This is a genomic window from Dactylosporangium sp. NBC_01737 (genome assembly GCF_035963215.1).
Lineage (GTDB): Bacteria > Actinomycetota > Actinomycetes > Mycobacteriales > Micromonosporaceae > Dactylosporangium.
Window position 1 is genome coordinate 940,512 of record NZ_CP109153.1, and the last position, 12,355, is coordinate 952,866.

General features: G+C 71.7%; 15 protein-coding genes and 1 pseudogene. 4 read left to right on the forward strand and 12 right to left on the reverse strand.

Features of this window, described 5'->3' with window-relative positions; genetic code table 11:
- Positions 1–2 precede the first annotated feature (2 nt).
- Both OHA72_RS04255 and mshA read right to left on the reverse strand, forming a co-directional pair.
- The gene (locus tag OHA72_RS04255; RefSeq protein WP_327006540.1) at positions 3–494 is read right to left on the reverse strand and encodes a type III secretion system chaperone family protein; all 492 of its coding nucleotides are present in this window, start codon (positions 492–494) and stop codon (positions 3–5) included.
- Complete coding sequence (mshA, locus tag OHA72_RS04260) at positions 491–1,807, reverse strand: D-inositol-3-phosphate glycosyltransferase (RefSeq protein ID WP_327006541.1); 1,317 nt, start codon at positions 1,805–1,807, stop codon at positions 491–493. Before mshA ends, OHA72_RS04255 begins: the two co-directional genes overlap by 4 nt.
- A 129-nt stretch (positions 1,808–1,936) precedes the next feature.
- On the opposite strand from mshA, the gene OHA72_RS04265 reads away from it, so the two are divergent.
- From OHA72_RS04265 to OHA72_RS04275, 3 genes are all read left to right on the forward strand, one after another.
- On the forward strand, positions 1,937–2,692 hold the full coding sequence (locus OHA72_RS04265; RefSeq protein ID WP_327006542.1) for an SDR family oxidoreductase: 756 nt from the start codon (positions 1,937–1,939) through the stop codon (positions 2,690–2,692).
- Positions 2,692–3,444, forward strand: coding sequence for a class I SAM-dependent methyltransferase (locus OHA72_RS04270; RefSeq protein ID WP_327006543.1), 753 nt, complete (start codon positions 2,692–2,694; stop codon positions 3,442–3,444). The genes OHA72_RS04265 and OHA72_RS04270 overlap by 1 nt, the downstream gene beginning before the upstream one ends.
- A gap of 98 nt (positions 3,445–3,542) precedes the next feature.
- Positions 3,543–4,304: a maleylpyruvate isomerase family mycothiol-dependent enzyme gene (locus OHA72_RS04275; RefSeq protein WP_327006544.1), complete on the forward strand. Its 762-nt coding sequence runs from the start codon at positions 3,543–3,545 to the stop codon at positions 4,302–4,304.
- 23 nt (positions 4,305–4,327) lie between these two features.
- On the opposite strand, the gene OHA72_RS04280 is transcribed toward OHA72_RS04275, so the two are convergent.
- Positions 4,328–5,161: an EI24 domain-containing protein gene (locus tag OHA72_RS04280; protein ID WP_442788514.1), complete on the reverse strand. Its 834-nt coding sequence runs from the start codon at positions 5,159–5,161 to the stop codon at positions 4,328–4,330.
- A 19-nt stretch (positions 5,162–5,180) separates the two neighbouring features.
- Positions 5,181–5,555: a hypothetical protein gene (locus tag OHA72_RS04285; protein WP_327006546.1), complete on the reverse strand. Its 375-nt coding sequence runs from the start codon at positions 5,553–5,555 to the stop codon at positions 5,181–5,183.
- A 326-nt stretch (positions 5,556–5,881) separates the two neighbouring features.
- On the opposite strand from OHA72_RS04285, the gene OHA72_RS04290 reads away from it, so the two are divergent.
- Complete coding sequence (locus OHA72_RS04290; RefSeq protein WP_327006547.1) at positions 5,882–6,289, forward strand: GntR family transcriptional regulator; 408 nt, start codon at positions 5,882–5,884, stop codon at positions 6,287–6,289.
- On the opposite strand, the gene OHA72_RS04295 is transcribed toward OHA72_RS04290, so the two are convergent.
- The 8 genes and pseudogenes from OHA72_RS04295 to ygfZ all read right to left on the reverse strand — a co-directional run bounded on the left by OHA72_RS04295 (position 6,279) and on the right by ygfZ (position 12,352).
- Positions 6,279–7,016 carry an alanyl-tRNA editing protein gene (locus OHA72_RS04295; RefSeq protein WP_327006548.1) on the reverse strand — a complete coding sequence of 246 codons (738 nt, stop codon included), beginning with the start codon at positions 7,014–7,016 and terminating at the stop codon, positions 6,279–6,281. The genes OHA72_RS04290 and OHA72_RS04295 overlap by 11 nt on opposite strands.
- A gap of 177 nt (positions 7,017–7,193) precedes the next feature.
- Positions 7,194–8,081, reverse strand: coding sequence for an alpha/beta fold hydrolase (locus OHA72_RS04300; protein WP_327006549.1), 888 nt, complete (start codon positions 8,079–8,081; stop codon positions 7,194–7,196).
- 10 nt (positions 8,082–8,091) lie between these two features.
- A complete protein-coding gene (locus tag OHA72_RS04305; RefSeq protein WP_327006550.1) occupies positions 8,092–8,418 on the reverse strand; it encodes a DUF2516 family protein in 327 nt (108 codons plus the stop codon).
- A 70-nt stretch (positions 8,419–8,488) separates the two neighbouring features.
- Complete coding sequence (locus tag OHA72_RS04310; protein WP_327006551.1) at positions 8,489–9,010, reverse strand: hypothetical protein; 522 nt, start codon at positions 9,008–9,010, stop codon at positions 8,489–8,491.
- A gap of 77 nt (positions 9,011–9,087) precedes the next feature.
- Positions 9,088–9,420: pseudogene (locus tag OHA72_RS04315) on the reverse strand (helix-turn-helix domain-containing protein); the annotation flags it as partial.
- Positions 9,421–9,489: 69 nt separating this feature from the next.
- Complete coding sequence (locus OHA72_RS04320) at positions 9,490–10,437, reverse strand: asparaginase (RefSeq protein ID WP_327006552.1); 948 nt, start codon at positions 10,435–10,437, stop codon at positions 9,490–9,492.
- On the reverse strand, positions 10,434–11,276 hold the full coding sequence (locus OHA72_RS04325; RefSeq protein WP_327006553.1) for a beta-keto acid cleavage family enzyme: 843 nt from the start codon (positions 11,274–11,276) through the stop codon (positions 10,434–10,436). Before OHA72_RS04325 ends, OHA72_RS04320 begins: the two co-directional genes overlap by 4 nt.
- Positions 11,277–11,284: 8 nt before the next feature.
- Positions 11,285–12,352 (reverse strand): CAF17-like 4Fe-4S cluster assembly/insertion protein YgfZ, encoded by a 1,068-nt coding sequence (gene ygfZ / locus OHA72_RS04330; RefSeq protein ID WP_327006554.1) that lies wholly within the window; start codon positions 12,350–12,352, stop codon positions 11,285–11,287.
- Positions 12,353–12,355 lie beyond the last annotated feature (3 nt).

A 12,355-nucleotide genomic window follows, 5' to 3' on the forward strand; every position in this document is an offset into this window, starting at 1 on the left:
AGCTAGCTGGACCTCTCCACGAAGGCCGTGAATGCCTTGAGATTGTCCAGCGGCTCGCCGCGCTTGACCCGCCAGTCCCATTCACGGCGGATCGCGGAGCCGAAGCCGATCTCCAGCATCGGGTCGAAGCTCTCGTCGGCGTAGGTCAGCACCGCGCCGAGGAGCCGGTCGAGCTCCTCCTCGGTCACGGCGTGCAGCGGCAGCCGGCCCATCAGGTACACGTCGCCGACCGTGTCCACGGAGAAGGCGACCCCGTACATGCGGGCGTTGCGCTGCAGCAGCCACTGCCACAGCTCCTCACGGTTCTCGTCGGGGTGCCGCATGACGAACGCCTCGACGCGCATCGTGTGCTCGCCGACGATGAGGTTGCAGTTGGTCTTCTGCTTGTGCGTGCCGGGCAGCACCACCACGTAGGCGTTGTCGCCGGTCTTCTCCCAGGCGATCTCGCGCTCGTCGCACACCCGCTCGATCAGCGTCCCGACGTCCTCGGTCATGACATCACCGCCAGCAGCTCGGTGTCGCGGTGCGTGACCAGCGCGTCCCGGTACGCGGCGAGCAGGCCGCTCGCGGTGTGACTCCAGGAGAACTCATGGGCGTGCCGGACGGCGCCCGCCGACAGCTCCAGCCGCCGGGCGGGGTGGGCGAGCAGGTCACCGAGCACCGCGGCCCAGTCGGCCGGGCGGTGGGTGTCGACCAGTATCCCGGAGACACCGTCACGGACCGCGGTCACCAGCCCACCGACGGCGGCCGCCACGACCGGCGTGCCACACGCCTGCGCCTCGATCGCGACGAGGCCGAACGACTCGTTGTGGCTCGGCACCGCGACCAGGTCGACGGCGCGGAACAGCTCCGCCAGGTCCTCCCGCGGCTGCGGGGCGAGGAACCGCACGCAGTCGGCGATGCCGAGCTCGGCGGCCAGGTCCATGAGCGCCGTCGGCCGATCCAGGCCGGAGCCGCTCGGACCGCCGCAGACCGCCACGATCAGCCTGGCGCCCAGCTCCGGGTCGCGGGCGCGCAGCTCGGCGGCGGCGCGCAGCAGCACGTCGGGGGCCTTCAGCGGCTGGATCCGCCCGACGAACGCGACCACGAGCGCGTCCTCGGGCAGGCCGAACTTCCGCCTGTTCCGCGTTGCGGAAGGGGTGAACGTCTCCAGATCCACGCCCGGCGGCACCACGCTGACCCGGCTGGGGTCGGCGGCGTACAGCTCGATCAGGTCGGCCGCCTCGGCCGGGGTGTTGGCGACCAGGCCGTCTGCCGCGGCGACGACCTGCTCCTCGCCGATGACGCGGGCGATCGGCTCGGGCTTGTCACCGTCGGCGAGCAGCTGGTTCTTCACCTTCGCCAGGGTGTGCGCGGTGTGCACCAGCGGCACGCCCCACCGGTCCTTCGCCAGCCAGCCGACCTGACCGGACAACCAGTAGTGGGAGTGGACAAGGTCGTACCAACCGGGCGCCCTGGACGCCTCGGCCCGCAGGACGCCGTTGGTGAACGCGCACAGCTGCGCCGGCAGGTCCTCCTTCGCGAGCCCCTCGAACGGTCCCGCGATGACGTGCCGCACGAGCACGCCCGGCGCCATCTCGACGACCGGTGGCAGCTCGCTGCAGGTGGCCCGGGTGAAGACCTCGACCTCGACACCCGCCCTGGCCAGGCGCTCAGCGACCTCCACGATGTACACGTTCATCCCGCCGGCGTCACCGGTGCCCGGTTGGTCCAGCGGGGACGTGTGCACCGACAGCGTCGCAACCCTCCGGGGAAGCGAACGACGGGACTGCGGGGTGTGCCTGTGCAGCGAGTCGACCCGCGCCACGTCGGTGCTCCTTCATCTGTTGCCGGACGGTTACATCTTCCCAACCGTCCATGTTCCCTCCATGGCGGCCATCTACCCACCGTTGCGTTGGTCACTGCGCTCGCCGTGGCATGCGGGAGGATTGACGGCATGTCTTCTCCTATCGCCGTGGTGACGGGTGCCTCCAGTGGCATCGGCGCCGCCACCGCCCGCCGGCTCGCCGCGGAGGGCTTCCACGTGGTCGCGGTGGCGCGCCGGGCCGACCGCCTCGATTCGCTCGTCGCCTCCTTGCCCGCGGCGACCTCAGTTGTGGCCGACATCACCTCTGATGCAGACATTTCACGGCTTGTCGGTGTGGTGTCTGGTCTGGGCGGCTCCGTCGAACTGCTGGTCAACAACGCCGGCGGCGCGATCGGCGCGGAGACGGTCGAGGAGGCCGACCTCAGCGACTGGCAGTGGATGTTCGAGGTCAACGTCCTGGGCACCGTCCGGGTCACCAAGGCCCTGCTGCCGCTGCTGGAGAAGTCGGGCCGGGCGACCATCGTCATGATCAGTTCCACCGCGGGTCTCGTGGTGTACGAGGGCGGCGGCGGCTACACGGCGGCCAAGCACGCGCAGACGGCTGTCGCGGAGACCCTGCGCCTGGAGCTCAACGGCCGCCCGATCCGCGTGGTCGAGATCGACCCCGGCATGGTGAAGACCGACGAGTTCGCCATCAAGCGCTTCGAAGGGGACGCGGAGAAGGCGGCGGCCGTCTACAAGGGCGTCGAGTTCCCGCTGGTCGCCGACGACATCGCCGACTGCGTCGCGTGGACCGCCACCAGGCCGCACCACGTCAACATCGACCGCATCGTCGTCCGCCCGCTCGCCCAGGCCGCCCAGCACAAGGTGCACCGGGTGTCGTAATGCGGCCGATCGGCGCCATCACCCGGGGCACCACCAACCCCAACCGGCTCCGGCGGGTCGACAACTGGATCGCGGTGACCCTCGGCGCGGTGCTCGCCCGCGCCGAGGCGCCGCTCGTCGTCGACCTCGGCTACGGCGCCTCGCCGGTCACCACCCTGGAGCTGCGCCGCCGGCTCGGCCCGCGGATCTCGGTCGTCGGGCTGGAAATCGATCCTGCGCGGGTCGCGGCCGCGCAGCCCTTCGCCGACCCGCCGGGGCTCTCGTTCCGGCGGGGCGGCTTCGAGCTGGCCGGGCTCGCCCCGACCGTGGTGCGGGCGTTCAACGTGCTGCGGCAGTACGACCTCGACGCCGTCCCCGCCGCCTGGGCCGCGATGACGGCGACCGGCGCGATCCTCGTCGAGGGCACCTGCGACGAGCTCGGCCGGCTCGCGTCCTGGGTGACCGTCTCGTCCGGCGTGCCACGGACACTGACGCTGGCCAGCCGGCTGTCCACGTTGGACACCCCGGCGACCCTGGCCGAGCGCCTGCCGAAGTGCCTCATCCACCACAACGTGCCCGGTCAACCGATCCACGCCCTGCTGTCCACACTGGACACCGCCTGGCGCGCCGCCGCGCCGCTGTCCACCTTCGGCCCGCGCCAGCGCTGGCGCCGCGCGGTCGAGTCCACCCGCGCCGCCGGCTGGCCCGTCCTGGACCGCCCGGCCCGCTGGCGCCTCGGCGAGATGACGGTCCCGTACTCCTGCCTGGTCTAGATCCGCAGCGGAGCGGCGTGGAGGCTCGGACACCGCACCGTTGCAAGGCGTGGCCTAATGTTGGACGTGCAGCGTCCGGACCGGGAGAGGGATCGCCGATGAGCAAGCCTCAGCTCACCAAGGAGTTCTGGCTCACCGCGCTGCGCACTGAAGGCGACGCCTTCCGGGCCGCGCTCAGTGGGGAGGCCCCGCTGGACGCCGCCGTGCCCACCTGCCCCGGCTGGCAGCTGCGCGACCTCGCCTGGCACCTCACGCAGGTCTACGTCTGGGTCAACGCCCTCGTCCCGCGCGGTGTCACCGACCGCCCCGGCCCCCGCCCCGACGAGCCGCTCCCCGCCGGCGTCGACCCCGTGACCGCCTGGACGGACGCCTTCACCGAGCTGCTGTCCACCCTCGACGCCGTCGACCCCGACCTGCCCGCCTACAACTGGGCCCCGCAGGCGAAGAAGGCCTCGTTCTGGCACCGGCGCATGGCCCACGAGACCGCCATCCACCGCTGGGACGCCCAGATGGCCGGCGGCCTCAGCGAGCCCATCGAGCCGAAGCTCGCCAGCGACGGCGTCACCGAGGTCCTCGACAGCTGGCTGCCCGCCGGGCGTCGCAGCGGCCCCGCCAACCGGGCCGGCATGATCGCCCTGCACGCCACCGACGTCGACCATGTCTGGTATGTCCGCCTCCGCGGCGCCGGCGTCGCCCTGCTGGACACCGACACCCTGCTGGACTCCGACGACCACCACGAGCGCGCCACCGCCAGCGGCCCGGCCAGCGACCTGGTGCTGGCACTGTTCGGCCGGGTCGCCTTCGACACCCTGCTGGTCAGCGGCGACACCGGCCTCCTCGAAGGCCTCCGCACCGGCTGACCGCGCCGCTCCGCCGTTTGCCCCTACACCCGCACGACCACGGCGGGCGGCTTACCGCCGACGGCGGCGACCGGCGTGTCGACCGGCAGGCCGAAGAGCTTGCGGGTGAGCAGGGTGCTGCCGGCGACCGCGGCCGGCACGACCAGGACCGCGGCGAACGGGATCAGCAGGATCACGAACACCGGCATGCCGAAGCCGAGCGCCATCGGCCGGTTGGCCCGCAACATGGCGCGACGGTCCTTCAGCCGCAGCCCCCGCCGGTTGAACGGCACCCCGGTGAGCTCGACCGCAAGCAACCATCCCCCGACAACGGCGTCGAGGACAGGCACGACCGTCTGGCCGAGCACGGGCACGAAGCCGAGCAGGAACAGCGGCACGGCGACCGCGATCCCCAGCGCGATCAGCCTGATCGAGTCGGCGGCGTTCTTGAGCATCGTGCGATACCACGGCAGGTCGCTCATCCCGGGCGTGCCGCCGAAGCGCTCCTCGATCCGCTCGGAGATGACCTCGTAGAACGGGTCACCGATGAGCAGCGTCAACGCCGTGTACGTGAGCACCGACACCAGCGCCGACACGACCACGATCCCCGCGCCGGCACCGAACCTGGTGACCGCCCGCCACGGCGACCCCCAGTCGTCCGCGAACCAGGTCACCGTCGCCGCCAGGTCCTGGATGAACCACAGCAGGAAGAACCAGGCAGTGCCCAGCAACAGGAACGAGATGACCGCCGGGATCAACCCGAGCAGCAACAGGCGCGGACTCCGCCCGTACATCGCGAATCCCCGCCCGAGCAGCCGCGCCCCTTCGGCGAACTCGTCCCACATCGTCTTCAGCGGCGCCACCCCGCCATTTTTCATGACCCCGGGAGCCCTCCGATCAGCGGACCCCCGAGAGCATGAACTCAACGGAGAGGAGGCGCACCCCAGGCCCATCCTGCTCCGGCGCACACGTCAATACCGGCCAGCCGGTTGCTCGCGATTCCCAGATCACGTGCTTTGCGGCCAATGAACCAGTCCATGAGCCGGCCTGTTTCGCCGCCTCCTCACCGAACGGCAACACACTGACGGTCACCGACCAGAGCAGCGGATCCCAAGCGGTCGGGCTGATGTCCGCCCGACGACCGGCCTCGGCCATCGCGGCGGACGGGAAGCCAACCACGACCTTGCCTCGGTCAGCTCTGTCCCAGAGCCTGCAGACCGGCACGTAGGCGGCGAACAGCGCGACCAAGGCACTTTCGTCGAAGACGAACATCAGGCGGCCTGCTGGGCACCTGGCACAATCAGCTGGCGGGCCCGGGCTATCAGGTCGTCGACAGCACGCTCATCCTCGGGCGTAATCTCCGGGACCCGGTCATGCCCCCCAGAGTTGCCGCAGAAGTGCCGCACCGGCGCCAGGCGTGTGCGGAGGCAGCTGTGACCTCGACTGGATCTGGCCGTCCCCAGGCGCGTCCATTGCGCCAGAATACCTCGGCATCTCGTCCCCCGATCGAGCTTCGGTGATGTCCATGAGCACATATAGGGCCATGTGCGCATAGGACGGCAAGCGGACAAGATCGGCGGGCTATCTACGGTTGTCGCATGATCGACCGGAGTTCGGATCGGCCGCTGTATCAGCAGTTGGCGGACCTGCTGCGTGAGCAGATTAAGACGGGGAAGCTGGCGCCCGGGGCGTTCGTGCCGTCGGAGAGCAGTCTCATGCAGGAGTACGCGCTGGGGCGCCCCGCCGTCCGCAACGCGGTCTCGGTGCTGCGGCAGGAAGGGTTGGTCGTGTCGGCCAGGGGCGCGCGGACGCAGGTGCGGCCCGCTCTGGAGCGGGACATCGTCGAGCTGCGGGCCGGTGACGAGGTGATCGGGCGGATGCCGACCGATCCGGAGCGGCGCGACCTGGGGATCGACCCGGGCGAGCCGATCCTGGAGGTGACCCGGGCGGACGGGCAGACGCTCATCCTGCCCGCCGGCACCCACCACCTGCGGGTCAGTCGCTGAGGCGGACCCGCACGCGGCGGTTGGCCTTGCCCTTGCTCTCGACCTTGACGACCTGCATGCGGCCGATCTGCGCGGTCGACGCGACGTGCGTGCCGCCGTCGGCCTGAGCGTCCAGGCCCACGATGTCGACGATGCGGATCTCCTGCTCGTCGGCGGGGATCAGGTTGGACTGCGTCCGGATGATGTCGGGCAGGGCGAGGGCCTCGTCCCGGCCGAGGACCTTGGTCACGACCTTGCGGTCGGCGACGACCTCGGCGTTGATGAGCTCCTCGAGCCTGGCCTTGAAGTCGGGTGGGACCTCGGGCAGGTTGAAGTCCATGCGGGCCTCGGCGGGCTCCATCGAGCCGCCGGTGACGAGGGCGCCGAAGTCGCGGAACACCACGCCGCCCAGGACGTGCAGGCCGGAGTGGGTGCGCATCAGCTTGGTGCGGCGGTCGTCCTCGACGGCGCCGATGACCTCGGTGCCGACGGGCGGCAGCGGGTCGCCCTCGACCGGCAGGAGGTAGAGGTCTTCGCCCTTGCGCGTGCCGGCGATCCGGGTCTGCACCCCCTGCCACAGCAGCACGCCGTGGTCCGGGGGCTGGCCGCCGCCGCCAGGGTAGAAGGCGGAGCGGTCGAGCACGATGCCTTCCGTGGCATCGCTGTGCAGGACGACGCACGTCCACTCGCGCAGTGTCGGGTCCGCGAGGTCGAGGCGTGCGGTCCTGCCGTGTTGCGTGACACCCATGTCCGGAACTCTATGTCGGTCCGGCCCAGCGGCGCAGCGCGGTCATGGTCCGATCCCTCCAAAGCACGTCGTGGAAAGCTCACTCGCAGAACAAGACGCGTGGGGTCCCGCCCTGATACGCCGGACAGGTCAGCCGTTCGGTCAGAACCCGTGGCTGGAACCGGGCGAAACGCGCTTTCAGTTGAGAAACGCCGAGATCCGGCCGCGCAGGTCGGCCCGCTGGGTCCACACGACGCCGGGCCGGTCGTAGATGTGCAGTTCGGCGTCCGGGAGCGACTCGGCGAGCTGCTCGGCGACGGTGACGGGGTGCAGGTCGTCGCCCCTGGAGCCGATGACGAGGCACTTCGCGGTGACCTTGGCGAGGTCGGCGCGGTCGTCCACGGCGACCTGGGCGGGCAGGCTGCCGAGGCCGGCCGCGAGCCCGTCGCGCATCAGCTGGTCGAGTCGCTGGCGCAGGAACGCCCAGACCGGGGGTGAGTTGCGGACCTGGGTGGGGACCTCCATGGAGATCACGTCGGCGACGGCTGCGGCGTCTCCGGCCTCGATCGCTTCGAGCAGCGCGGTGAGGCGCTCCTGCGCGGCGGCCGGCCGCGCCGTATCGAGGACGGCGGGTAGGAAGAACACGGCACGTTCGAAGCGGCCGGGGTTGTCGGCGAGCAGCCGGCACAGGGCGCCGGCGCCGAGGCTGACGCCCAGGGCGCGGGTGGCGCCGGACAGGTCGGCGACGGCGCGCAGGTCGCGGGCGAGGTCGGCATAGGTCCAGACGCCGCCGGGTGACGCGGAGTGCCCGTGCCCGCGGAACTGGAAGAAGACCTTGCGGCCGGAGACGGCGCTGCCGAGCGGGCGGGTCTCGGCGATGCCGCTGCCCAGCCCGTGCGCGAAGACCGTGACGGGGTCGCCGTCGCCGGTGATGAGCCATTCCAGCTCGACGCCGTGCGGGGTGGCGATCTGCTCCGTCGGCGGCGCGGGGAGGGTCGGCCGGCCGGTCTGCGGCCCGCGGGTCACGGGCGGGCGGAACCGGTCGGGCCTGCCGTCGGGCGGCGGCGGCCAGCGAAAGTCCATCAACGAACCGCCATCACCACGAGCCGTGGCCGTCAACCGCGTCGCGCAGCGCGGGTCTGATGTCGAGCAGATACACCGCGAAGATGCCCGCGGCGATGAGCAGGAAGATGCTGAGGTAGCCCATCCGCAGCTGCGGCGCCAGGGCGGTGAGCAGCAGACCACCGCCGGTCATGGCCAGCCAGACCGTCTTGGACATCGTGCCGATGGCCGCGAACGCGTCGGCCCGCTGCACCAGACAGTGCAGCAGTGCCGCGGCGCCGAGCACCAGGCAGAAGATCCACACTGTCAGGTCGATGTAGAGCTCGACCCGTTCGTAGAACACCGGCACTGCAGTCACCATCCCACGAGCTTATTCCGAAGCCCCCCGGCCCGTGCGAGACGGTGCCGGAGGGCTCCTGACAAACTCCCGGTTACTTCTTCGCGGCCGCGGTCTTCTTCGCCGCGGTGGCCTTCTTCGCGGGCGTCGCGGCAGGCACGGTGGTGGCCGCGGCCTCGGGCTTCGCGGCGACGGCCGGCGCGACGTCGGCCGGGGTCGGGGTGACGGCGACCTCGGTGGTCACGGTCTTCGCGGCCGGCTCGATCTCGATCTTCGCCTCGGCGGTGCGGCCACCGGCGACGACCTTCTCACCGCGGTTGACCAGGTCGGTGTAGACGGCGAGGGCCCGGTCCTGGGCGACCTGGGCGCCGGCCTGGGCGTTGGCCAGGATCGACTCGGCGTTGCGCAGCGCGGCGCCGCGCAGGCGGTCCAGGTCGGCGCGCAGCTTGGTCTCGGTGACCGCGTCGGTCACGGCAGGGCGCAGCTCCTCGACCCGGGCACGCAGCTGGGCGACCTGGGCGGGCAACTTGCGCAGCTGCTGATAGGCCAGGTCACCGGCGCCGGCCGCGGCGTAGAGCGGCGTGGGGATCTTGCGGGTGGTGGTGCTGGTGGTCATGCTGACTCCTCTGACTTCGTCGTGGCTGCCGGGTCAGCGTCGGGCCCCGCCCCCGAGGCCGCGCTGTCCAGGTCGTTGCGCGTGTTCTCGCGCCGGAACGTCTCGTAGATCTGCGTGAGCGACTGCTTCTGGGCCATGGTGAGATCACTGTCCGCTGCGATCGCGGCCAGCACGTCGTGCCCCTCGCGCTCGAGCAGGCCGGCTCGCAGATACATCAACGGGGTCGACACCCGTAGTGCACCGGCGAGCTGCGCGAGCACCTCGGCACTCGGTTTGCGCAGGCCACGCTCGATCTGACTGAGATATGGGTTGCTGACTCCGGCCTGCTCGGCGAGCTGGCGGAGCGAGATGCGCGCGTTGCGGCGCAGGTCACGAATGAACCCACCCAGGTCACGCGGCTCTTCAGTCACGTCACTGACGGTAGCTCGCTCTGCTAACTCTTGCAAGCAAAACGCTAGCAGCAGCTAGCGTGAACCGGGTCACCAGACGGCGCGCACCGAACCTACCCGAGATCCTCCACCCAAAACCGGCATATCGGCGTACGTGCCCAGCGGGAAGCCCAGCCGGGACAGTCCTGCGCCGAGCACCGGCAGCCTGGGCCGCGCCGCGCCGTCGTCGATCTTCAGCGCCACCGCACCGACCCCTGGGACCGCGACCGCCATGACCCCTTCGGCGCCGATCTTCGACAGCAGCCCGGGGAACGCCCGCATGAGGTGCGTGTCGTGCCCGTCCGCGTCGGTGCCGGAGACCAGGTCGGGGTGGGCCCGCATCGCATCCGCGACCCGGCGCGCGTCGGAGCCCGGCTCGGCCGACACCAGCCGCAGGAACGCCGCCGCCAGCCCGCGCAGCGACACCGCGAGCAGCGGCGCGCCGCACCCGTCGACCCCGGCCGCGGTGGCCGGCTCGCCGGCGAGCGACTCGACACCGTGGCGGATCGCCACCTGCACGGGGTGCGCCGGGTCCAGGTACCCCTGCAGCGGCCAGCCGTTCGCCGCGCAGGTCCGCAGCATCCCGGCGTGCTTGCCGGAGCAGTTCATGAACAGCGGCTGCCGCGTCTCCCCCGCCCTGACCAGGTCGTCACGGGCGTCCTCGGCGAGCGGATAGTCCGCGGGGCAGCCGAGCGCCGATGCCGGGATGCCGGCGAGCACACCGCGTACCGATGCGATGTGAGCCGGCTGACCGCGATGGCTGGCCGAGATGATCGCGAGCTCGGCCGGGGTGGCGGCGAGCCCTGCCGCCAGCATCCCGACGGCCTGCATGGGCTTGTTGGACGAGCGCGGGAAGATCGGTCCGAGCACGTCACCGGCCCACGCCGTGACCTCGCCGTCGGCGTCCAGGACCACCACGGACCCGCTGTGCCGGCTCTCCACGAACCCGCTGCGGACCACCTCGGCGAGCGGCTCGCCACCCAGATAGCGGTCGCTCACGAGCGGGATCCGGGGATCCCGAGCAGCGCGCGGGCGTCAGCAGGAGTCATCGGCGGGCGCTGGGCGAGCCTGGCGAAGGCGGAGGCCCGCGCGACGAGCTGCGCGTTGCTCTCCACCGGCACACCCTTGGCGTAGGTGACGGTGTCCTCCATGCCGACCCGCAGGTGCCCGCCGGCGGACAGCGACGCGAGCAGGACCGGCAGCGTGCCACGGCCGATGCCGGTGGCCGAGAACGTGGTCCCCTCGGGCAGGTCGCGCATCGCCTGGACGCAGGCGACCAGGGCCTCGGCGGTGCCGGGCATCCCGCCGGGCACGTTCATGACCAGGTCGAGGTGGACGTGGCCGCCGAAGGGCAGCCCGTGCCGGTCGAGCAGGCGCCGCAGGGTGGTCAGCTGGCCCAGGTCGAAGATCTCGTACTCGGGCACGATCCCGCGGTCGCGCATGCGGGTGTGCAACTCGACGATGAACGCCCACCGGTTGAGGAACACGTCGTCACCGAAGTTGACCGTGCCCATCGTGCAGGAGGCCATGTCGGGCTCGGCGTCCAGGACCCGGAGCCGGTCGTCCTCCGGGTCGGTGACCGCGCCGCCGCTGGAGAGCTGGACGATCAGGTCGGTCTCGTCCCGCAGCGCGGCGACGGCCTCCTTGAGCCGGCCCAGGTCCAGGGTGGGCTCGGCGGCGTCGTCGCGCAGGTGCACGTGGATGACGCTCGCGCCCACCGCCTGGCATTCCTTGCCGGTCGCGACCAGCTCCGCCAGGGTCACCGGCAGGGCTGGCACGTCGGACTTGCGGGACTCCGCGCCGGTGGGCGCCACCGTGATCAACGTCGTTGTTGTCATGGCTCTTTCTACAGCGGGTCGATCGCGGCGGTCGACGGGCCCACCTGCAATTGACCGCCGTCGTCGGGCCGGACGTTCTGCCTGAGCACCGCGAGCGCGATCTGGCCGAGCTCGTAGTGCCGCACGGCGGTGCCGACGAACCCGACCGCCCGGCCGTCCTTGACGACCTCGGTGTGCGGCGCGGGCAGCTCGTCGGTGGTGATGCCGTCGAGGTGCAGCAGGGCCAGCCTGCGCGGCGGGCGGCCCAGGTGGTGGACCCGGGAGACGGTCTCCTGCCCCCGGTAGCAGCCCTTCTCCAGGTGCACGGCCCGCGCCGTCCACCCCACCTCCGCCGGGAGGGTCTTGTGGTCGGTCTCGAAGCCGAACCTCGGCCGCCGCGCCGCCACCCGCATCGCCTCATACGCCCAGATCCCGGCCGGCGGGAGCGCGGCGGCGGCGATGACGTCGGCCACGGCGGCGCGCGGCACCAGCAGGTCCGCGCCGCCCTCGACCCGCCGGACGAGACCGTCGAAGCCGGGCAGTGTCGCGGCGGCGTAGCGGGCGGTGGGCCGGTCCGGCACGGTTCCCGTGGCGAACTTCGCCGGCGGCACCGGTACGACGTCAGCGGCCTGGAGCGGACCGACCCCGAGCGCACGCAGCGCCTCATCGGTCTGCGGGCCGACGATCGACAGCACCGCCCGGTCGGCGGTCACGTCGGCCGGCTCGACCCGCATCATGAAGCGCATCCGCTCCAGGAACGTCAGCAGCCCCGCGCCGGCACCCGGCTCCAGGTCCAGCCACGTGGTGGTGCCGTCGTCGACCAGCACCGCGTGGTGCTCGACGTGCCCGTGCGGGGACAGCACGAGCAGCTCGGAGCCGGTCATCGGCGGCAGCCCGGTCAGGTGCTGGGTGGTGAGGCTGTGCAGCCAGGTGAGCCGGTCCGCGCCGGGCACCGCCAGGACGTCGCGGTGGGAACGGTCGACCAGTCCGGCCTCGGTGTCGAGGATCTTCTGCTCGCGGCTCGGGTCGCCGTAGTGCGCGACCGCACCGGCGTCGACCGACGAAGGCTCTATGGACGCCACGGTTACGGGCTTCACGGG